Source organism: Desulfofundulus sp. TPOSR (assembly GCF_011393055.1).
In the GTDB taxonomy this organism is placed as follows: domain Bacteria; phylum Bacillota; class Desulfotomaculia; order Desulfotomaculales; family Desulfovirgulaceae; genus Desulfofundulus; species Desulfofundulus kuznetsovii.
The window spans coordinates 113,592-134,694 of sequence record NZ_JAAOEF010000003.1 but is presented as its reverse complement, the minus strand read 5'-3'; the positions used below and the strand labels follow the sequence as shown (position 1 = coordinate 134,694).

Sequence of the window (21,103 nt, the reverse complement as noted above, 5' to 3'; positions counted from 1 at the left end):
CCCCCTGAATACATCTTACCCAACATTATTATACGACCACCAGATCGCCCTGTAAAGCTTTTAGCTGCATACACCTCATAACTTCCAGCCTCGCCTGTACTGGTGAGTAAACCTGTGGTATACTAATTGTCGGACAGGTCGATTAAAAAGTTAGAAAGGATGATCTACCGTGACCTGGTCTTTGGCCCTTACCCTGGCGTACAGATTGAGCATGGTGGCCACAGCGGCCTTTATTCTTTCCCGCATGCCCGCCCTGGGGCGTATTTTATCCCGGCAGCTCACCCCCCGGGACAAGCTGCTGTTGACTCTGGCCCTGGGTGGCATGGGCATTGTGGGTACTTATGCCGCCGTGCCCATCCACGGCGCCCTGGCTAACTCCCGGGTGGTGGGGGTAATGGTGGCCGGTTTGCTGGGCGGGCCCCTGGTGGGGGCCGGGGCGGGCCTGATCGCCGGTATACACCGTTACCTGCTGGGTGGTTTCACCGCCTTCTCCTGCGCCCTGGCCGCCGTGGCCGAAGGCGCCCTGGGCGGGCTGGTGCAGCACTACTACCGCCGCGGTCCCATTCCCTGGCATGTAGCTTTACTGGCCGGGCTGGCGGGAGAAACATTGCAAATGGCCATTATCCTGGCCACTGCCCGTCCTTTCGGCGAAGCCTGGGCACTGGTGCAGATCATCGGTCCGCCTATGATTATAGTCAATTCCATTGGCGTGGCCATTTTTATGGTCATTGTCAAAACCGCTGCCGAGCAGCGGGAACGCATCGCCGCCTGCCAGGCACAGCAAGCGCTGCGCATAGCCACCCAAACCCTGCCTTTCTTACGGCACGGGTTGAACCGGGAGTCGGCTGAGCAGACGGCCCGGATTATTTATAATTCCGTCAAGCTGGCCGCCGTGGCCATCACCAATGGCCAGGAGATCCTGGCCCATGTGGGCCGGGGGGACGACCATCATCACCCCGGGACTCCCATATTGACCAGTGCCACTTTAAAGGCGCTGGCCACCGGGGAGGTCCAGGTTGCCCAGACCAGAGATGAAATCGGCTGCCAGGAAAAGAACTGCCGCCTGGCTTCGGCAGTGGTGGTGCCACTGAAAAGGCGGGAGGTAACCATAGGCACTTTAAAGCTTTATCATGACCGGGCGGAAGCTGTGGAACGGGTGGCCGGGCTGCTGCAAGCAAAAAGACACCGGATTAAGAAATTGCCTGTGGAAAAAAACGGGGAAATCAGGCTCCTGGATTACCAGGATATCATCTTCGGCCGGGCCAAAGACGGCAGCGTACAGATCGTCACCGCCAGTGATACCTGCACCTACACCGGCAGCATGACTGAACTGGAAGCACGGTTAAACAGTGAAGGTTTCCTCCGGGTACACAAAAGTTTTCTGGTTAACCTGAACCAGGTTCAGGGGGTGCTGCCCTGGTTCAAAGGAACCTACTGGCTGGTGATGGGTGACCCTAAAAAGACTCAAATCCCGGTCAGCAAGAGCCAGCTGAAGGAACTGAAATCAATACTGGGATTGGAAGCTTCGTAAAATGCTACCCCACGGAAAGTGGGGTTTTTTCTGTTGATGGGGCCCATATTTCCGATCAACCCCTCTTTTGTTCCGTTGATTAAGCCGTTGTTACCTGTTTCACCGGGAGAGTTTATAATGTAAGCACCGTGCTGCCGGCCGCCGATTATTTTGCCATCAACAGCCCGCCGGAGGTCTTTGCCAAGCTGGGCATGCAGGTACAGGACCTGCCCGTGCTCTCCCAGTTGGTGTCAGAAAACCTGGCCGGCCGCCCCGGCGGCGCCGTGTCCCTGGCCGTGGGCATGGCCGACATCTTCTCCAAAATCGGCGGCTTACGGCACCTGATGGGCTACTGGTACCACTTTGCCATCATGTTTGAAGCCCTGTTTATCCTGACCCTGATTGATGCCGGCACACGGGTCGGGCGCTACCTGATGCAGGAAATCGGCGGTGCGGTGTACAAGCCGTTAAAGGACCACAACTGGTGGCCGGGCATCATCCTGACCAGCGGTATTTTCACCCTGGCCTGGGGATACCTGCTGTACGGCGGCAGCATTTCCACCATCTGGCCCCTTTTCGGTGTGAACAACCAGCTGCTGGGCAGCATGGCCCTGGCTATCGGCACCACCATGCTGATCAGGATGGGCAAGGCCCGGTATGCCTGGACCACCTTCATCCCTATGGTCTTCCTGACAGTAACCACCATTACAGCCGGATATCAAAATATTGTCATCAACTACCTGCCGAAGCATAACTACCTGCTGGCGTCCATTTCAGCAATCATGCTGATCATGGTCATCCTGATTATCGCCGATTCCGTGAGGACGTGGGTAAAGCTGCTCTCCCAAAAGGAGCAAGATACCCACACGAAGCGCCTTGAAAAAGCTCCCACAGCATGACCAGGCCATAAGTGACACGTTACTCCACATTAAATAAGGAAAAATCCTTAATAAAAAGCCCGGGAATTTCCCGGGCTTTTTAGGCAGAAAAGCCTTTGGGGCGCCTGTATTTTTCAACCTTCTACCCCACCGGAAAGTTTTTCCCAGGCCCTCTGGTAGACTTTGAAATCATCTTCACGGAACAGAACAAAGCGTACTTCCGTAAAGAAATCGTTTTCTAAAATAAAATCCCGCACCGTTTTCAAAGCAATGGTAGCCGCCCGCTCGATGGGAAAACGGTAGGCACCGGTACTGATGGAGGGAAAGGAAATGGATTTGATACCCTTTTCTCTGGCCAGGGAAAGGCTGTTATAATAGGCATTGTGCAGCAGCTCGTCTTCTCCCCGGTTGCCCCCCGACCAGATGGGGCCCACGGTATGGATGACATACCGGGCTTTCAATTTGCCGCCGGTGGTAATTACCGCCTGACCCGTGGGCAAGCTGCCCTGCCGGGCCACAATCTGCTTGCATTCCTCCAGGATCTGCGGCCCCCCGGCCCGGTGAATGGCCCCGTCCACACCCCCACCGCCCATCAGGCTGGAATTGGCCGCATTAACAATGGCTTCGGTATCCTGCTGGGTGATATCCCCCACCATCAAACGCAGCAAGGTTGAACCCAAACGCACCTCCATGAAAAATCCCTCCCGGAACCAGAAAACTTTGCCCAAATAATTCGCGTTCGGGCAAAGTTTTCCTCTCTTTTTCGCGTTTTATTTTAACCTGAAGGTAAATATTCAGTGAACCCGGTTGGATGCGGCGCTGTCCCGTGTCCCGACAAAATAGCCATCCAGTTATTCAAAAATTGCCCGGCCACCTGCCGGTACTCCTCCCAGACAGCCGCGGTCTCCTGCACCAGGCGGCCGGCGGCACCGGGACCACCGTATTCTTCCAATTCATCGGCATAAGCTTCGGCCCAGGTATTAATTATCTCCGGGTTCACCTCCAGGTGAAACTGCAGGGCAAAGATATGCCGCCCTAAAGAAAAGGCCTGGTTAACACAATCCTCGCTGGCAGCCAGGTGGGAAACCCCGGAAGGCAGGGCAAAGGTATCACCGTGCCACTGGAAGACAAAAAATTCTTCCGGCAAACCGGCAAACAGGGGCGACTTCAAACCGTCGGCGGTAAGCCGGAGTTTATACCAGCCGATCTCCGGAACCGGATTGCGGACAACAGGTGCACCCAGGGCCTTGGCAATCAGCTGACCGCCAAGACAGATACCCAGCACGGGTAAACTTTTTTGGATTGCTTTTTTAATCAGTTGATCAACTTGCCTTAAATAAGGGTAGGACTCCTCTTCATAGACGTTCATCGGGCCGCCCAGGATTACCAGGGCGCCATAGCCATCTAAAGAGGCAGGCAAGTGTGCCCCCGGTTGATCCATCACCCGTATATCAAGCTGCCAGCCCTCCTTCTCCATGGCCGGCTGTAAAAGACCCGGCCCTTCAATGGCCACATTTTGTACTAACAGCGCTCGCAACTCAAAAACCTCCAAAAATCAATTCGTTTTTTGCTTAACCGTGAACACAATTGAAAATGACCCCGATAACTACCGCAGACGTGGATAAGGGTGTCCATTATGTCTTGTTTCTTGTAATGCCTTCACATTTATTTTCCATAATACCATGGCTGGTTTTGCCGGACAAGCCCAATCGAGAAGCTAATAACAACAGGCCACCAGCTGCCGCCCCCGTTCCAGGGCCGTCCCGGCCCACCCCCGGTAACGGGGGCGAATTTCGTGTATTATCACACCGGAGTAATCCCGCAATAAAGCAAGTACGTCAGCGACCGGGATTTCACCAAAACCGATGGGCAGGTGCAGATCCCCCCGGCCGGCGGCCATCAACTCAGCCTGTTTCTTTTCCAGCGAACCGGAAATCCGGCCGAAGTTATCGTGCAGGTGCACGTGGCGTACGTATGGAGCAGCCAGGGCCACGGCTCCCAGGAAATCAAAGCCATAATGCCGGGCCGATAGATATGCATGACCTACATCCAGAGTTATGCCCACCTGGGGATGGCCGATAGCCTTCACCTGTTCCACCAGCAGGGACAAGTGCTCCGCATAACAATAGGGGCTGCCATCCAGGTAGGGCCGGGCATTTTCCATAGCTATGGTAACCCCCAGTTGTTTCGCCCTTTCGGCCAGATCCAGTAACGCTTCCCGCTCCTGCCGTCGCATTTCATCTCTGACTTCCGGGCTAAGGTCCTGTCGACCTCCGGGCAGGTGGAAGGTCTCCTCTGGTACATACCTGCCACTGTGGTAAACCAGTACCTCCGCTCCAATGGCTGCAGCAAACTCCAGGCTTTTCTCAAAAGCCTTTTTTTGCCAGAACAGGTTTTCAATATCCATCAGGTTTAAAGGATTGGGGGCATGGACTGTGTAACGAAAGGGAAACCGGGCAAGCAGCCGGCATATTTCCTCCACCCGCGGGGGCAGCAGCCGTCCTCCTATCATGGCCCCCACTCCGTGCACAGGAATTTCCACATACTCAAAACCGAGCCCGGCAAAATACTCTAAATCCCGGGCCAGGGTGTCCAAATTGTTATCCAGCCGGGCAGCATCGGCGTTGATACCAAATCCTTTGATGGGCATTGGAACCTGTTTCAAACCTCCTTTGCGGTAGTTAAACGTTACCAGTCGCAACCAGGCGTTTATAACAACCGTGATCCCATACATGTGTAAATTAAGCCCGACATTTAACCCGCGAAAAATCCTGACTAGAGGCTGTACCCGTTCTTTACGGGTTAAGATGATAAGCAAACCTGGCCACTAACTTACCCCCTGTTACAGTTCCCATAATCACGGGCTGGCCGCCAATTAACCGCACCAGGATTAAGTCGGCTTTTTTCCCCTCTTCTACCGAGCCCAGTTCAGCGACCAGACCGGTAGCTTGAGCTGGATTGAGAGTGGCCAGGCGCACTGCAGCAGGCAAGCTGTAACCGTCCGCCGCCAGGTAAAAGACAGCCTGCAGGAGCGCCGGAGGGTAATAGTCGGAACAAAGAATATCTGCCGCACCGCTATCCAGTGCTTCGCGGGCTTTTAAATTATTTTCATGGGAACCGCCTCTTAAAATATTAGGGGCTCCCACACAAACATGCATCCCCAGCAAACGGGCATGTCTGGCCGTAGCCAGGTTAACGGGAAATTCAGCAATAGATGCTCCCAGGCGGTACATCTCCTCTACTTTGTCTGGAGTATCGTCGTCATGGGAAGCCAGCGGAACCCCACGAGCCTGAGCAGTAGCAGCCAGGAACCGTAGTCGTGCCGGATCCACTTCCTGCCGTTCCCGGATCTTCTGAGCTACCAGGGCATCACATTCCTCTTCCTTCAACCAGTAGGTCTTCCGAACGTACTTTTTGTACTGCTCTATTGACCCGTACTGGCCCTGCCCCGGCGTGTGGTCCATGAAGGAAAAAAGGCTGGCTACTCCTTCGGCGATTAATTCCTCCATCAGTTCCAGGGCAGCCGTGTTACTGATTTCATAGCGCAGGTGCACCAGGTTACGGATCAGGTGACATTGACGCGCCTGTCCGGAGATATGGCGGGCAATTGTTGCCGCCAGATCATTGGACCGAACACCCTCTCCAGCCGAGAAAGAGATAGAATGGAAGATGGTAGTTATTCCATTGGCGGCCAGCTTTCTTTCCAGTTCGCCACAAGCCGGCCCTATGGGAAAGGTAACATTGGGTCGAGGCTGAATCTCCTTTTCCACGGCATCGCTATGTATGTCCACCAGACCTGGCAGGAGATAGGCACCGGCCCCGTCAAACTCAGTTAAACCGGAACCACCGGTGGTTGTTCCTTCCCCAACCTCTGCGATGCAGCCATCCTCCACATATACGTAGCCCGGCTCAAGCAACCGGTGGGGCAGAACAACCCGCACATTAGTGATGAGCAACCTTGAAGGCAAGCCTATTCCCCTCCCCAGATTGGTTTTCGCTTACATTATCTAGGAATAGCATTCTATCTGCCACCTGCTCCAGGCTTTCCCGGTCATGGGAAACCATCAGGATGGCAGTACCGCTTCGCTTTAAATCCAGGATTAAATCATTCACCCGCCGTTTGGTTTGTTCATCCAGGGAAGCGGTGGGTTCGTCCAAAAGTAGCAGGCGGGGACGAGTAACCACAGCCCGGGCTACATTAACGCGTTGCTGCTGGCCACCGCTATAGGTGGCAGGTGAAGCATCCCAAAGTTCCCTGGGTATACCGAGATACGTTAAAAGGCGTCCGGCATCCCTCAAAGCGCTGGACTCTTCCCGGCCCTGCAGCAGTAATCCTTCGGCCACCACTTGCAGGGCCGAAACGCGCGGTACCACCCGCAAGAACTGGGATACATATCCGATTTCCTGCCGCCGCAGTTCCAGAATATCCCTCTCCTGTGCCTGTAACAGGTCAATCACTCCATTAATCGACCGGTAGAAGACCTGACCTGTAGAGGCTACATATGATCGGTAAATACATTTCAACACCGTTGATTTACCCGCCCCACTCGGCCCCTGAATGCCCAATACTTCTCCGGTCCCAAGGTTGAAGGAAATATCCTTACATCCAACAACCTCCTTGCCTCCCAGGAGATGCAGTTTAAAAATTTTCGTCAGCCTCAAAACTCGAAGTATCTCAGTCACCTCATATCTCCCCTGCGAATTATAATTTACCGATAATTGTCTTGATAAAAACTAAAGCATCGAGCTTACCAGCAACTGGGTGTAGGGATGCTGGGGATCCTCAAGAATCTGATCTGTAAGTCCCGTTTCCACCACCCGGCCGGTTTTCATCACCAGCGTACGGTTGGTCAGCAAGCGTATAACCCCCAGGTCATGGGAAATTACAATCATGGTTAACCCCAGTTCTCTTTGAAGCTTTTTAATCAGATCCAGCACCCGGGCCTGCACCGAAACATCCAAACCGGTAGTCACTTCATCCAGGAAAACCAGCGGCGGGTTATTGGCCAAAGCCTTGGCGATCTGCACCCGCTGCTGCATGCCGCCGCTAAAAAAACGCGGCAGGTGATCCATGCGCTCCAGGGGCACTTCAGTACGCAGCAACAATTCCGCCGCCCGCCGGCGAATCTGGCCTACGTGGTAAATGCCGGCTGTAAGGAGTTTTTCAGCAATATTCCCCCCAGCGGTAAAATCAAGCTTCAATCCCAGGTGGGGATTCTGGTAAACCATCCCCATCAGGTAATGACGAATGTAGCGTTTTTCCTGAGCGCTGCAGGCAAGCATGTTCACCTTGCCGTCTTTGTAAGGCTTGAAACAAGCTTCCCCGGCAGTAGCGGGAATATCAAAGTAAAGACACTGTACCAGGGTGCTCTTGCCTGAACCGCTTTCACCCACCACTCCCAGAATTTCACCCGCATAAAGGTCAAAGGAAACATCGGCACAGGCTACTATAGAACGACAGTGAGAACAAATATTGGTTCCAGCCATGGGGCCGGTGCAACTCGTACATTTACTGCACCCGCTGCCGAAAATGCGGGTCAGTCCCCGCACCTTGAGCAAAGGTTCTTCGTTAGGCATTTTCGCCTGCTTCCTCCTTCAGCCGCCGCCGTTTGGCGCAGTATGCAGTGTCGGAACAAATGTAACGCCGGGCACCGGTAGTATCGTCAATTATTTCATCCAGGTAAGTATCCGCACTGCCGCACAGGGCGCATTGCTTGCCTCTAAAATCCTCCACCCGGAAAGGATAATCAGTAAACTGCAGTGGTTCCACCCGTGTATGAGGCGGCACGGCGTAAATACGCTTTTCCCGCCCGGCCCCAAAAAGGTAAAGAGTCTCAGCCATATTCAAACGCGGCACATCCCAGCGGGGGATGGGAGATGGATCCATCACGTAACGGCCGTTTACCATAACGGGATACTGCGCACCAATGGTGATCTCACCCCAGCGCACGATATCCTCATACAGGTAAACCCACAGGCGGCTGTAGTCAGCTTCCGCATGCATCTCCCGGGTCTTCACTTCACTGGGCTCCACCCGGCGCAGGGGTTCCGGGTAAGGAACTTGAAACACTAGAATCTGCCAGTCCTCCAGCGGTTCTTCTGGAATGCGGTGTCGGGTCTGGATCAGTGTGGCTTCACGGGTATCCTCCGTCGTGCGCACCCCGGTGGTAAGCACCAAAAGCTTACGAATATTTACGGCGTTAACCACATCGTCGGAACCTTGATCAATCACTTTTAGGATATCGTCCGGGCCAATCAGGGACATGGTCAGCTGCAAGCCACCGGTACCCCACCCCCGGGCGATTGGTAGTTCCCGGGAAGCAAAGGGTACCTGGTAACCCGGAATGGCAACCGCTTTCAGCATGCGCCGCCGGATTTCTTTTTTGCTTTGCTCATCCAGAAAAGCAAAATTATACCCTGACTGCACTTTTTTCTCCCGCATCACTGCGAACCCTCCTCTTTGCGCCCCACCTGCTGTGCCCGGCGTAGCCGATCCAAAACCGACTGGAAAGTAACATAGTGGGGTAACTTCCAGTGTGCGGTGAAGCCAGAAGCCTCAATGCCGTCTATATGATAGAGAACGAACTCTTCGTCCTCTGCCGGCGCTTCTTTGGAACCAGTGCGCATGGTACGGTCCAGTACAGCTATGGAAATAGCCTTTATTTCGTTATGTCCAAAGCAAAGGCCATAGCCCAGCGTAAAGCGGGGAATACCATCCTCCCCGGCATCCATCCGGGCAATGACCTCTGCTTCCGTTACCAGTACCCGTCCCACAGTCACCACTTCATCTGGGCGGGTCCTGTGATGCACGCGCAGCGGAACATATCCCACTCGCAGTTCCCCCAGGGTAGGGTGAATATTGCCGTAACCCCGCATACTGCTGTAGGCTAAGGCCATCAACCCCCCCGTTTCTCCCCTGGCCATAGCTTGCATCCTGGCTGCCCGGGGAGCCGGGAATGTGAGAGGCTGCCGGGTAATGTCTATTATTTCCTCTGCTTCCTCCGTCTTGTTGGGAGTCTCCAGAAGTCCCTCGGCCCGCAGCATGTCCACCACTTTAGGGAAAGATGGTAGCACTTCTTCCTTCCCATCGTCCTCTCCTCTTCCCGCCTTAGAAGCAAATTCTCTTAAGAACTCCTTGATATGGGTTGGATTTTCCTCTACCAGCTGAAAGTCCAGCAACCGTAGACTGTAGTCCCGGGTAGGACCAAGGATCTGACCGCCGGGTATATCTTTGAAAGCCGCCGATATACGTCGTATCACTGCCATTTCCCTGGTATCCGCGACGAGGGAATAACCAATCCTGGGCAACGTGGACCGGTAAGCCCGCAGGAGAAAAGATGCCTCTATGGTATCTCCTTCAGCCTGTTTCAGGGCCAGGGCTGCATGAAAAGGTGCATATAAGGAACCTTCGCCCATAACTTGGTCCACCGCGAGACGCATCTGGTCCCGGATCTGTTTGACTTCAAGGGGAGCCGACCCACCTCGCAGGCGAAAGTAACGCACCAATTCTTCAGCTGCTTCTATTGCGGCCTTCCCTCCCTTGATAGGCACATATCCCATGATCTTACCACCCCTCCTGCTTGTAAAACTTCAGCACCACGTCATACTTGACGACCGGGGAATACAGGCCAGTTGACCCTGAACACTCACCAGGATGGTGTCTACCCCAAGGGGGAATTCAGAGTTAAGTTTCTCCAGGCAAGCCAGGTTCTCTCTGGTCAGCCCGGCCACGGTGAGCTCTCGTTCACCCGGCACTCCGGGCCCCCGCAGGCGCAGCACAATCCCTTCTCCGGCTGCCTGAAAAGCACCGGGATAAATGGTATTTACACGGCAGATGACAGTCGCCCCCTGGTCAGGAAACAACAAGTTGCCGCGGCGAACTTGTATCAAGTCCGGCCCCGGCCGATCGCCGTCGATAAACACGAAATCTGCCTGCTCAGGAGCTGCTGGCCTGCTTCCGGTGTAAAACTTGCAAAACGAAACAAATTCCTCCCAGCCCGGCCCCAGTGTTGCAAATGTAGTCTCCTCATCCATTAGCGTTAGTGCCAAGGCAGCAACGTAGAGAAAGTCCCTGGATTCTCCCTCAACCCCCCTGAGTTCGGCTATTTTTCCCGGCCTGGCCATGCAATCCAGTAATTGACGAAACACTTTTTGACTGCTGTAAACCGGGTCAAACCAGGAAATATCCCACATCTCGTTCATCACCCCAAGGCCTCAAATTGTACCCGTGAACGGGCAATATTGGCAAATTCGGCCCCATCTTCTCGAAGTATACGTTCCTCTTCAGCCAACAGGGCCGCTCTTATTCCGTCAACCGGCCCCACACCCAGGTGTAATGCCAGGTCAAGCACGGCCAGGTGGTAGGCCCGCTCCGGATCGTCACCAAGACAACAACCCCAGCCGGTAGCTTCCCCGAGCGCCACAGTACATTCCGTAACCAAAACTTCCCCCAGATTGAAGGGCTCGTTTTCCACCGTTTCCCGGGCCTGCATCATCACCAGGCCCACTTGAGGCGGCTTAATTACCCTGATTTCCGGAGAGGCAGCCAGCACGCTGCGGGCCAGTTGACTGAGGATACCGTTATCCACCCTGTGCAAAATCGTCCGGAGGCGCTCTTCGTTCATCTATCCTCACTCCTTAAATGATGGCGCTGCGTATGCGGCTGGAAAGAAAATCCACTATACTTACGGTGAGCAGAATGACCAGCAGTATGGCAGAAGTATCCTGATACTGGAACAAACGCATACTGGTTAACAACTCAAAACCGATGCCACCAGCCCCGACCAGGCCAAGCACGGTCGCCGCCCGTACATTGACCTCCCAACGGTACAAGGTATAGGTAATAAATTCAGGTACAATCTGGGGTACTACCGCAAAGACCAATGTTTGGATCTTATGGGCACCGGTGGCCTCCAATGCCTCCACCGGACCACGGTCAATATTTTCAATGGCCTCGGCATAAAACTTGCCCAACTGCCCGGCGGAATGAATGGCTACGGCCAGCACCCCCGGGAAGGGGCCCAGACCAACAGCAGCTACAAAAATCAAGGCAAAAACCATCTCCGAGATGGCCCGCAGGGCATTCAGGATCAGCCTGGAAAGCGTGTATAGAATAGGGTGAGGAGACACATTCTGAGCTGCCAATACCCCCAGGGGAATCGCTATTATTACCGCCAGGGTAGTTCCCCAGATGGCCATTTCTACCGTTTCCAATGTGGGCCGTATGAGTGATCCCATAATTGAAAAATTCGGGGGTAACATCCGGCTCACAATATCCACAAGATGGGGCGTTCCCTGAATGAGGGTCAAGGGGCTCAATTCACAATCCACTGCGCTGCGCCAGTAGACGACCACCGCTAGCGCCACCACCAGCACCCTCTGCCAGGTAAAAAATCTCTCCCGCCACGGTACTGCTGATTTTAAAGATGCACCTTCAATAAGCCTAAGCATAGGCAACCTCCGCCATCGTATCAAACTCTGCTGAATCATCGGGCTGCTGGTAAAGCCATTCCAGGTCGGCCTTGCTTACGGTATGGGCGGGCTTATCCAGCACCATCCGACCATCCCGCAATCCCACTACTCTGGAAGCATATTCCAGGGCCAGGTCCACATCGTGCATGCTGACCAGGAGAGTCAGGCCATCTTCCCGGTTGATGCTGGCAAGAATATCCATTACCCTCCGGGACGATTTGGGATCCAAACTGGCCACGGGCTCGTCGGCCAGCAGTACTTCTGGTTGCTGTACCAGTGCCCGGGCAATACCTACTCTTTGTTGCTGCCCACCACTTAACTGGTCTGCCCGCTGGAAGGCCTTGTCCTGCAGTCCCACCCTCGCCAGGGCATGCCAGGCCAGTTCCCGGTCGGCATCTGAAAAAATCCGGCAACAACTGAAAAATATACCGCAATAGCTCAAACGCCCACATAACACATTGTCCAGTACGGTCAGCCGTTTCACCAGGTTAAACTGCTGGAAGATCATGGCCACCCGGCGTCGCAATTCGCGAAGCTCCCTGGACCGGCCATTGACATTAAGGTTCGCCACCGTCACCTCCCCGGTGGTAGGCTGCACCAGCCCGTTAATACAACGCAAAAGAGTGGATTTGCCGGCTCCACTTAAACCCAAAAGGGCCACAAATTCCCCTTTATGCACCTCCAGGTTGACATCCACCACGGCCTTCACGCCGCCCCGATACTCCTTGGATAAGTTAGTTATGCGAATCACCTTTATCGCCTCCATCCTGATAAATTGTTATCTTGTACCTTACCTGACTGCAAAAATATTGCCGCCAAATTCTGGGTTAGCGGCCGTCACTTGGTGACGACCGCCACCCGTGTTCATCATTGGTCATTTCAACTTTCTCAGGTCCAGGTTAAGGGTTTTGGCCACGTCCCGGATTATATCGTAGCGGTTGTCATCCACCTCTTTGAATTTGATAAAGTTAGTTCCCTCAAGGGCATCCGGAGCCTTCTGATCAACTTCCAGTAAAGCCTTTTTCACTTTGTCCTTGAGATCCTGGGGCAGGTCATTCCGGTAAGCCCAGGGGCTGTGAGGTAACGGATCGGACTTAGCAAAGACGATAACCTCATCGGGGCTGATAATGTTGTTTTTTACCAGCTTCTCGTATATTTCACTGGCCATGGCTCCTGCATCGACCTTTTCGTTCTTTACCGCCAGGGCAGTGGCATCATGACCGCCGGAAAACTGCACCTTCATATCCTTATCGGGATCCAGCCCCGCTTTGGTCAGCATGTAACGGGGAATCAGGTGACCGGAAGTGGAGGCCGGGTCACCAAAGGTGAAGGTTTTGCCCCTTAGGTCAGCGATGGATTTGATACCGCTGTCCTTTCGCGTGATAAATAAAGAATGATAGGTATCCTTTCCATCCTCGCCAATACCAATGGCAAAAGCTTCGGCGCCAGCTTCCTTCGCAGCCAGGATATAGGAAAATGGGCCATAGAATGCTACATCTAAATGTTTTGCACGCATAGCCTCTATTACCCCCGTATAGTCGGTACTCACATAGGGGGTTACCTTAATGTTCAGCTCTTTGCTCAGGTAGTCGACTAACCCCTGATATCGCTTCATAATCTCTTCCGCATTTTCTGACGGAATAAGCCCAATCCTAAGTTCAGTCACCTGCGAGGCGGCGGAACCCTGATTCTTTTCCCCGATTCTGCCGCAGGCGGCAGTCGCCAGGAGAAGGCTGCCCAGGGACAGCAATACTATAAGTTTGCTCCACAGCCTGGTCATCATTTTTTGTCCTCCTTGCACAGGGTTTGTGTGGTCTCATCCTACTTACGAACCTCTTGACCACGGGAAAAATCTACCTGCAAACAACTCCTGTCTCCCCTGAATCGCGAGACGCAGTATTCTATTACCACCCCCCCTTCCGTAAGCATGGTACTTTTCACCTGCAGCACCGGTACATTGGGTGAAATTTCCAATATTGCTGCATCATCAGCGGTAGGCAGGACGGCGCGCAAAGCTGAGCGAGCGCGGATGGGGCGCAGATGATAGTGTTTTTCCAGGAGGTGGTAAAGAGAGGTGAATCCTTCCAGAAAATTTAACAGGCCTGGCACCAGATGGCTTGGGAGATAAGAGGTGGCTACGGAAAAGGGCTCATTGTCTACGGAGCGTAAAATTTCCAGAACCACGACCCGCTGGTTCTGATCCAGGTTCAGTTCTGTGACCACTTCGGGAGAGGGGGGCATCTCCACCGCTTTTAAAATCCTTGCAGCAGGGGAATGCCCCAGTTCCATAATGTTTCGGGTAAAACAGGTGCGGCTTGATACCTTATACTGTATTTGCCTTTCCGCTCCCCGCACGGGATAGGTTCCCTTCCCCTTAAGGCGGTAAACCAGGCCCGCATTTATCAACTCGGCAATGGCCTGACGCACGGTATGGCGATTGACTCCGTAATACGTACTTAAGTCCGATTCAGAGGGCAACCGCTCCTGAGCACTGAAGGCCCCCTGCCGGATTTGTCTTGCTAAATCCTGTGCAATTTGCCGGTAGTAAGGAATGCCGTTGGCCTTATCCAGCATACACTTACACCTCATTTATCATTTAGACCCGCAAATGAGATATCAACTCAGCAAATTGGACATCCGAGAGATATAGATGTCTAGATACGTTCCCCTTAAAACAAAACTCCCCGGCTCATAAGAACCGGGTTTATATTTTCGTATTTTACTTTTACTATCGCATGAACCTGTTAAATACAAATTAAGCTCACATTAAACCCTTGTAATTTTTACGTTAAACCTCCTTGACACACCGTTAAAACCTGTGCTAAGCTGACCTTGACAACTGAAAGCTGAGCTTGAGCTGAGCAGGGAAGAGCCAGGGGGAGCTTGAGACGACTCGGAGATTCTGGGGTGAGGACCAGCAAGGGGCTGGTCTTTTGTTTTTCTTGTGGTGAGTGCTGGGCGGCACCATAGCGGGATAACCGAACATTTACCGGAGGTTTTTTACTGTGGTCATTATGATCGACAACTATGACTCCTTTGTGTACAACCTGGTCCAGTACCTGCAGGAACTGGGGCAAGAGGTACGGGTTTTCCGTAACGACCGGGTGACCCTGGAGGAAATGGAATCTCTTTCTCCCAGCCACATTGTGATTTCCCCCGGTCCCTGCACACCAGCTGAAGCAGGAATATCCCTGGTTGCAATTAAACACTTTGCCGGACGCATCCCCATCCTGGGCGTATGCCTGGGCCACCAGGCCATCGGTCAGGCCTTTGGCGGGCGGGTCGTAAGGGCCGGCCGGCCCATGCACGGCAAGACTTCCCTGGTCTACCATGACGGCACTGGTATTTACCGCGGGTTACCCAACCCCTTTGCCGCTGCCCGGTACCACTCCCTGCTGGTGGAAAGAGAAACCCTCCCGGATTGCCTGGCCATTACCGCCCAAACCGGTCAGGGGGAAATCATGGGTTTAAGGCACCGGGAATATCCGGTGGAGGGAGTACAGTTTCACCCGGAATCCATTTTAACGATGGTAGGGAAAAAACTGCTGGCAAATTTCCTGACCCCGGCCTGAATCCCAATGAAAGGGCGGATCGATTATGCCGGTGTGTTTACCTCTAATAAAGAAAATCCCGGTAACAGCAGACGTATTGGCCCTCTTCGAAGGGCTATCCTCCCGCCCCTACAGCTTTTTGCTGGACAGCGGGTTGATCGTCCAGGGACTGGGCCGGTACTCCCTGATGGGGGCAGATCCCTTTCTGGTGTTGCGCTCCCGGGGAAAATGCTTATGGCTGGAACGGGAAGGAGAAACTACTCTTTTAGCCGGCCACCCTCTGGAAAAGCTCAAAGATTTACTGGCCCATTATCGCCTGCCCCCGGGCAGCTGTCCCCTTCCTTTCGGCGGCGGCGCGGTGGGATACTTCAGCTACGACCTAGGGCGGGTACTGGAAAAAATGCCCTCCCTGGCCGTGGATGATTTACAAACCCCCGACCTCTGCCTGGGGTTTTACGACGTGGTCACGGTGGTTGACCGGGTTACGGGAGAAGTATGGGTGGTTTCCACGGGTTTTCCGGAAACCGGTCCCGCAGCTGCCGTACGGCGGGCGCGGCAAAGGCTGGCTGAAACCTGCAGTTTGCTGGCCAGCGGGCTGCAACGGCAACAAATGGTAACCGTTCCTGTAGAAAGAAGCCGGGGACCGTGGTCACATGCCGGCGACACGGGTATACCGCGGGTAAACAGCTCTCACCATGGAAGCCATCCCGGGAAACGAAACGCGCCCGTCCTTTTTGCCCATTTTGACGAAATCAGCTACTGCCGGGCGGTGCAGCGGGCCAAAGAGTACATTGCCGCCGGGGATATCTTTCAGGTCAACCTATCCCAGCGCTTTTCCCTGCCCCGGGTGGTGGAGCCCTGGCCCCTGTACCGGCGCCTGCGGGCCATCAATGCCGCCCCCATGGCGGCCTACCTGAACTTTGGAGAATTCCAGGTGGTCTGCTCTTCACCGGAACGCTTCCTCAAGGTAACCGGCAGGCGGGTGGAGACCCGCCCCATAAAAGGAACCCGCCCCCGGGGAAAAGACCCGGCCAGCGATATGCGGCTCAGGGAGGAGTTGTGGAACAGTGAAAAAGACCGGGCCGAACTGGTGATGATTGTGGATATGGAGCGCAACGATCTGGGACGGGTCTGCCGGACGGGATCGGTGCGGGTGCCGGAACTTTACCGGCTGGAGGAGTATGCCACCGTATTTCATCTGGTTTCCACAGTGGAAGGGGAACTGGCCCCGGATAAAGATGTGGTGGACCTGCTGGCGGCGGCCTTTCCCGGCGGCTCCATCAGCGGGGCGCCAAAGATCCGGGCCATGGAAATCATTGAGGAACTGGAACCGGTACGCCGGGGTATTTACACCGGCTCCATCGGCTACATCGGCTTTGACGGTAACGCCGATTTAAATATAGTGATCCGCACGCTGATATTTAAAGGGGAACAAATCTACTTCCAGGTTGGCGGTGGCATTACCATCGATTCAGACCCTTACATGGAGTATGTAGAAACGCTGGACAAGGCCCGGGCACTGGTACGGGCGCTTGGTCTGGATGACCGGCAGGCTTTCGCTTCCCTGGCCGTCAGGCCGGTGGTGTATGGGAATCATCAATCAACCCGGTGACAGAATATCAGTGAATGTTCAGCAAAACCGCAATGACGAGGATGCGGTGAGGTGATAGATAATTGAACACCGTGATATGTATAAACGGCCAGTTTTTGCCGGCAAGCCGCGCTCAAATTCCCGCCCTGGACCAGGGATTCCTTTATGGCTACGGCCTTTTTGAGACCATCCTGGTACGTGGGGGTCAACCCGTGTTGCTGGAAGCACACCTGAAACGGCTGGAGAAGGGATGCACAGCCCTGGGGATGGCCCTGCCCCTGTTACTGACTGAGCTGGGCCGTCTGGTATATCAAACAATAAAACTAAACGATACCACAGACGGCGCCCTGCGCCTAACCCTTTCCGCCGGAACGGCCCCGGGCGAAGCCGCCGGCAACCTGGTCATCTCCACCCGCCCCCTGCCTTACAGCACCCCGGACTACCAGAAGGGGTTTCGGGCCGGCTGGTCATCTTTCCGGCGTAATGAACAATCTCCTCTGGTAAAATTCAAAACTTTAAACTACCTGGAAAATGTGCTGGCCAAAAAGGAAGCCCGGGAAAGAGGGTGGGATGAGGCACTTTTTTTGAACACCGCCGGCTATGTGGCAGAAGGAGCAGTGAGCAATATCTTTCTGGTAAAAAACAGCCAGGTGATTACTCCCTCTCCGGATCAGGGGTTGCTGCCCGGCATCATGAGGCAGGTGGTGCTGGAAACCTGCCGCCGTCTGGGCATTGCGGCACAGGAGCGGCCGGTCTCGCCGCATGAACTGCTCGATGCCGACGAGTGTTTCCTGACCAATTCTTTAATGATGGTAATGCCCCTGGTAAAAATTAATGACCGCCCCATCGGTAGCGGACAACCAGGAGTTGTAACCGAAAAGATAAAAATGGCGGTAAGCAACCACATATCATAGCCTGGAAGCGGATGTCGGAAAGGCCGGATAAAGAGTGAGTGGCCGTAAGCATAGCATAGGCCACTTTACCCCTCCGGTTTTCATCGCAGTATCAGTAAAACCGGTTATGACAAGGATGCGGCGCTGTCCGGAGCGAACGACTTGCGAAGCGCCGGTAACAGCACCCCGGGTTCACTGAATATTTACTCATCGCGGGGCAACCTGGCCCCAGTTCTGGGGATCATAATATCGAAGCCACCCGACAGGGTGGCTTTTCGAGCACTTTATTTATTATTCTACCGCTACAAGGTTGCCTTCCCGGTAGTAATTTACTTTAGCCTTCAAACCTTCCCCGATAAAGCGCAGAGGCACCAGTGTCCGTCCATCAACAACCCTGGCGGGAACCTCCAGCATAACCGGGTTTCCGTCAACTAATGCCTTCCCGCTGCCCACTACCAGTTTAACGGTGGAATTGTTGAGTTGAATGTTAATGGTGTTATCCTTGTAATCAACGGCAGCACCGAGGCTCTCTGCCAGTACCCGGAGCGGCACCAGGACGCGGCCATTTTCAACCACGGGGGCCACATCAAACATGGGCATGTTTCCTTTTATATACACTTTTACCTTATTATTATCTTTTACTTTAGCAAAAACCTTATTTAAGATAGAATAGATTTCATCGTCACCCGGGTTGTTCCTCAGGGCCTGCTCCAACAGCGAACGGGCATCCTCCATTTTTCCGGCCTTAATGAACATCTCGCCCAGGTGCTTATAACCTTGTGCCCTGGTGAGGCTATCGGCGGACACATCCTCTTCCAGCGCCTCTTTCAATTCCCCGGCTACGATGCCGATCTCATCCTGGTCATTCCAATCCTCAAGGCACTGCTTTGCTTCATAAACCGCCTGGGCAACGCTTCTCCCTTCCAGAATGGCCTGCAGAGCGGCCCGGGCCACCGGGTTTTTCACATGCTGCAGGGCGTTTTCTACACCCTTATAAACGTGCTCTGTCACGCTCTTCTTTTTTTCCTGCTTTTTTAGCCTATTTTTCTCCTGTTCCGGTTCTTTCTCCTGTTCATTCATTTCCTGTTCTTTTTCCTTATTCTGGTTCTGCTCTTTTTCCTCAACCGTGGCCCCTTCATTCATGTTCCTTTCATGTTCTTGCTCAATGTTCCGTTCAGCGTGTCCTCTGGCCTGGCCGGACTGACCCCAACCTTTTGGTGCAGCCCACGCACCAGCCGCCAGGGAAAAGATCAGTACGGTAATCAGCGCCAGGGAGAAAAACTTTTTCAACCCTTTCATAAACCACCCTCCATTCTTTTGTTTTTTGCTTCGTACATTTTATACGATTGGCCAGTCAGTTTTAAGGGGTGAAGGGCCAACCTTTTTTCCGATTGCTGCTTATTTCAGCAAGTGCTTGAGAATCTTATCACCATACTTGAAGAACAAAACACTTCAAATAATACGCATCAAGGGTAGGGCCGGAATCCCTTGCGCCGCAAGGGTTCCAGGCCCGCTCCTGGCGGTTTGCTAACGCTTGCTAACGCCGTCGCCCAATACCTCCCCGATAGCCGCGGCAGCCGCTGCCTGGGTGTCCGGCAGCAGGTGGGAGTAGGTATCCAGCGTGGTCTTTACGCTGGCGTGACCTAACCGTGAGTTCCACCGGCCTCTGCCTCTGGCTTTTTCTTTTCTTTGTGGTCCTGCCCATGACAAACAACTCCTTTCGCAGCTTTACCTTAAAAAAATAAGAACCCTGCCGGTACAGGCAGGGTTTTTCCGGTTTTTTGTGGTGCTGTTTAAAATTTTGTCCATATAAAGCAGGAGATTCCGTTTTTTTGTCGAATAAAGTCCCCCCGTAAAAAGGTGAGCGATGAACTGCGGTCTGTAACGTGGGCGCTTGGACCGGAGTGAGCCAGTAGCGCAACCGCCGCCTGCCAGTTTGTGTTAAAACAGGGAGGGGCTTTTTATTTATGCAATCTTTCGTACACCCTTCAGAAAATTACCAGATTCTTAAATCCCTTGATAGCCTGGTTCAAAACATAACTGAAAATCAGAAAGTGTTTTGTCAGAAAGTTGCAGAAATCAAGGACAATCACTACACGCTGGTAAAAAGCTACTACCAAGAATCGCAAAGACTGATTAAAATGTTGAAAGAAACGGCATTCCTGTGCTCCCTAATGTTCAGCATTGAAGACGAAAAGAGCATCTGCGTCAGCGCCATAAACATCCTGCGCAAATTACTCCAGGAACCGGTAACAATCAGGATTTTATGCGCTTCCAGCAGTCGTACCAAATTGGAAACCGTTGCGGAAGAGAAATCTGCCGCGCACGATATCAAAAACGTATGCTCAAAAAGTCCGCTCAACTGCATTGCAATTAAGACGTGCCGCCCCATAATCTACTCACCGCTGGAAAGCACCGTCCCCTGCCCGGAAATGCTGGACTCACCCGACCAGTACACGTATGCCTGTGTACCGCTGGTCGCGGAGGGCGTGGCATTCGGCTGCATAAATATTCTCTTTGAACATGACACTAAGATGGACCGGTTGAAAGAGAACATAGATTTGATTAACATTCTAGCGGGCTATGCATCGTTGGCAATATACAATAACCGGCTCATCAAAACCGTGAAAAGAGAGGCACTGACAGATAAACTAACCGGTCTTCCCAACCGGCGTTTCGGTATGGAAGCCCTGCAAGGCGAAATCAACCGGAGCAAAAGATACGGCCATGTATTCTCTGTCGCTATGCTGGACATCGATAATTTCAAGCTGGTGAACGACAACTACGGCCACACCGAAGGCGACAAAGTGCTCACGCTGATGGCTGACCTGGCCCGTAAGTGTTTGAGAAATGTGGACCTGGTAGCCAGATTCGGCGGAGAGGAATTTTTAATTATCCTCCCGGAAACCGACATCAAGAGGGCATGCGCGGTCGTCGAACGATTCTGCAGGGTATTTAACGAAGCCAGTTTATCCGATGTCCTGTGCGCAAAGAACCTGACTCTCAGCGGCGGCATCGCTCAGTTTCCGCACGACGGAGAAGACGCCCTTTCGCTGTTAAAAACGGCGGACGAGAGGCTCTACCTGGCCAAAAGCAGCGGGCGCAACAGGATAGTTGCCGATAAGCTGAACTAAATTCCCGGCTTTCAAGGGAAACCCATCGCACCCGGTTTTGTGTTCTAACGAAGTGAATAAACCGCAGGTACCCGG

At 53.5% G+C, this 21,103-nt stretch carries 21 protein-coding genes; 6 read left to right on the top strand and 15 right to left on the bottom strand.

Annotated elements, in window-relative coordinates; genetic code table 11:
- Window positions 1–169 precede the first annotated feature (169 nt).
- Together G7K71_RS11445 and G7K71_RS11440 are read left to right on the top strand one after the other, a co-directional pair.
- Window positions 170–1,531, top strand: coding sequence for a LytS/YhcK type 5TM receptor domain-containing protein (locus G7K71_RS11445; protein WP_166346545.1), 1,362 nt, complete (start codon window positions 170–172; stop codon window positions 1,529–1,531).
- 128 nt (window positions 1,532–1,659) lie between these two features.
- Window positions 1,660–2,409 carry a carbon starvation CstA family protein gene (locus G7K71_RS11440; protein ID WP_313884967.1) on the top strand — a complete coding sequence of 250 codons (750 nt, stop codon included), beginning with the start codon at window positions 1,660–1,662 and terminating at the stop codon, window positions 2,407–2,409.
- 113 nt (window positions 2,410–2,522) lie between these two features.
- Here G7K71_RS11440 and G7K71_RS11435 read toward each other — a convergent pair whose 3' ends face one another.
- The 14 genes from G7K71_RS11435 to phnF form a co-directional block, all read right to left on the bottom strand.
- Entirely contained in the window at window positions 2,523–3,080 is a 558-nt protein-coding gene (locus G7K71_RS11435) for an O-acetyl-ADP-ribose deacetylase (RefSeq protein WP_013823304.1), read from the bottom strand.
- A gap of 83 nt (window positions 3,081–3,163) precedes the next feature.
- Entirely contained in the window at window positions 3,164–3,925 is a 762-nt protein-coding gene (locus tag G7K71_RS11430) for a type 1 glutamine amidotransferase (RefSeq protein WP_166346542.1), read from the bottom strand.
- Between the two features lie 180 nt (window positions 3,926–4,105).
- Window positions 4,106–5,053 (bottom strand): sugar phosphate isomerase/epimerase, encoded by a 948-nt coding sequence (locus G7K71_RS11425; protein WP_166346539.1) that lies wholly within the window; start codon window positions 5,051–5,053, stop codon window positions 4,106–4,108.
- A 130-nt stretch (window positions 5,054–5,183) separates the two neighbouring features.
- A complete protein-coding gene (phnM, locus tag G7K71_RS11420) occupies window positions 5,184–6,356 on the bottom strand; it encodes a phosphonate metabolism protein PhnM (RefSeq protein ID WP_166346536.1) in 1,173 nt (390 codons plus the stop codon).
- Window positions 6,331–7,071 carry a phosphonate C-P lyase system protein PhnL gene (locus tag G7K71_RS11415; protein WP_166346533.1) on the bottom strand — a complete coding sequence of 247 codons (741 nt, stop codon included), beginning with the start codon at window positions 7,069–7,071 and terminating at the stop codon, window positions 6,331–6,333. The genes phnM and G7K71_RS11415 overlap by 26 nt, the downstream gene beginning before the upstream one ends.
- A 51-nt stretch (window positions 7,072–7,122) precedes the next feature.
- Complete coding sequence (locus tag G7K71_RS11410; RefSeq protein ID WP_013823309.1) at window positions 7,123–7,965, bottom strand: ATP-binding cassette domain-containing protein; 843 nt, start codon at window positions 7,963–7,965, stop codon at window positions 7,123–7,125.
- Window positions 7,958–8,830, bottom strand: coding sequence for an alpha-D-ribose 1-methylphosphonate 5-phosphate C-P-lyase PhnJ (locus G7K71_RS11405; RefSeq protein ID WP_013823310.1), 873 nt, complete (start codon window positions 8,828–8,830; stop codon window positions 7,958–7,960). Before G7K71_RS11405 ends, G7K71_RS11410 begins: the two co-directional genes overlap by 8 nt.
- Entirely contained in the window at window positions 8,830–9,948 is a 1,119-nt protein-coding gene (locus tag G7K71_RS11400) for a carbon-phosphorus lyase complex subunit PhnI (protein ID WP_166346530.1), read from the bottom strand. The genes G7K71_RS11405 and G7K71_RS11400 overlap by 1 nt, the downstream gene beginning before the upstream one ends.
- Before the next feature lie 30 nt (window positions 9,949–9,978).
- A complete protein-coding gene (gene phnH / locus G7K71_RS11395) occupies window positions 9,979–10,590 on the bottom strand; it encodes a phosphonate C-P lyase system protein PhnH (protein WP_013823312.1) in 612 nt (203 codons plus the stop codon).
- On the bottom strand, window positions 10,590–11,012 hold the full coding sequence (phnG, locus tag G7K71_RS11390; RefSeq protein ID WP_013823313.1) for a phosphonate C-P lyase system protein PhnG: 423 nt from the start codon (window positions 11,010–11,012) through the stop codon (window positions 10,590–10,592). Before phnG ends, phnH begins: the two co-directional genes overlap by 1 nt.
- Before the next feature lie 13 nt (window positions 11,013–11,025).
- Window positions 11,026–11,838 carry a phosphonate ABC transporter, permease protein PhnE gene (gene phnE, locus G7K71_RS11385; RefSeq protein WP_013823314.1) on the bottom strand — a complete coding sequence of 271 codons (813 nt, stop codon included), beginning with the start codon at window positions 11,836–11,838 and terminating at the stop codon, window positions 11,026–11,028.
- Window positions 11,831–12,610, bottom strand: a complete 780-nt coding sequence (gene phnC / locus G7K71_RS11380) for a phosphonate ABC transporter ATP-binding protein (protein WP_013823315.1) — start codon at window positions 12,608–12,610, stop codon at window positions 11,831–11,833. The genes phnE and phnC overlap by 8 nt, the downstream gene beginning before the upstream one ends.
- Before the next feature lie 123 nt (window positions 12,611–12,733).
- Window positions 12,734–13,642 carry a phosphonate ABC transporter substrate-binding protein gene (gene phnD / locus G7K71_RS11375; protein ID WP_052303859.1) on the bottom strand — a complete coding sequence of 303 codons (909 nt, stop codon included), beginning with the start codon at window positions 13,640–13,642 and terminating at the stop codon, window positions 12,734–12,736.
- 38 nt (window positions 13,643–13,680) lie between these two features.
- Window positions 13,681–14,433, bottom strand: coding sequence for a phosphonate metabolism transcriptional regulator PhnF (gene phnF, locus G7K71_RS11370; RefSeq protein WP_166346524.1), 753 nt, complete (start codon window positions 14,431–14,433; stop codon window positions 13,681–13,683).
- 431 nt (window positions 14,434–14,864) lie between these two features.
- On the opposite strand from phnF, the gene G7K71_RS11365 reads away from it, so the two are divergent.
- From G7K71_RS11365 to G7K71_RS11355, 3 genes are all read left to right on the top strand, one after another.
- Window positions 14,865–15,431, top strand: a complete 567-nt coding sequence (locus tag G7K71_RS11365) for an aminodeoxychorismate/anthranilate synthase component II (RefSeq protein WP_166346521.1) — start codon at window positions 14,865–14,867, stop codon at window positions 15,429–15,431.
- Window positions 15,432–15,456: 25 nt separating this feature from the next.
- Window positions 15,457–17,022, top strand: a complete 1,566-nt coding sequence (pabB, locus tag G7K71_RS11360; protein WP_166346518.1) for an aminodeoxychorismate synthase component I — start codon at window positions 15,457–15,459, stop codon at window positions 17,020–17,022.
- 71 nt (window positions 17,023–17,093) lie between these two features.
- The gene (locus G7K71_RS11355) at window positions 17,094–17,915 is read left to right on the top strand and encodes an aminotransferase class IV (RefSeq protein ID WP_313885005.1); all 822 of its coding nucleotides are present in this window, start codon (window positions 17,094–17,096) and stop codon (window positions 17,913–17,915) included.
- A 270-nt stretch (window positions 17,916–18,185) separates the two neighbouring features.
- Here G7K71_RS11355 and G7K71_RS11350 read toward each other — a convergent pair whose 3' ends face one another.
- The gene (locus G7K71_RS11350) at window positions 18,186–19,193 is read right to left on the bottom strand and encodes a copper amine oxidase N-terminal domain-containing protein (protein ID WP_166346512.1); all 1,008 of its coding nucleotides are present in this window, start codon (window positions 19,191–19,193) and stop codon (window positions 18,186–18,188) included.
- Between the two features lie 668 nt (window positions 19,194–19,861).
- Here G7K71_RS11350 and G7K71_RS11345 point away from each other — a divergent pair.
- On the top strand, window positions 19,862–21,028 hold the full coding sequence (locus G7K71_RS11345; protein WP_013823322.1) for a diguanylate cyclase: 1,167 nt from the start codon (window positions 19,862–19,864) through the stop codon (window positions 21,026–21,028).
- Window positions 21,029–21,103 lie beyond the last annotated feature (75 nt).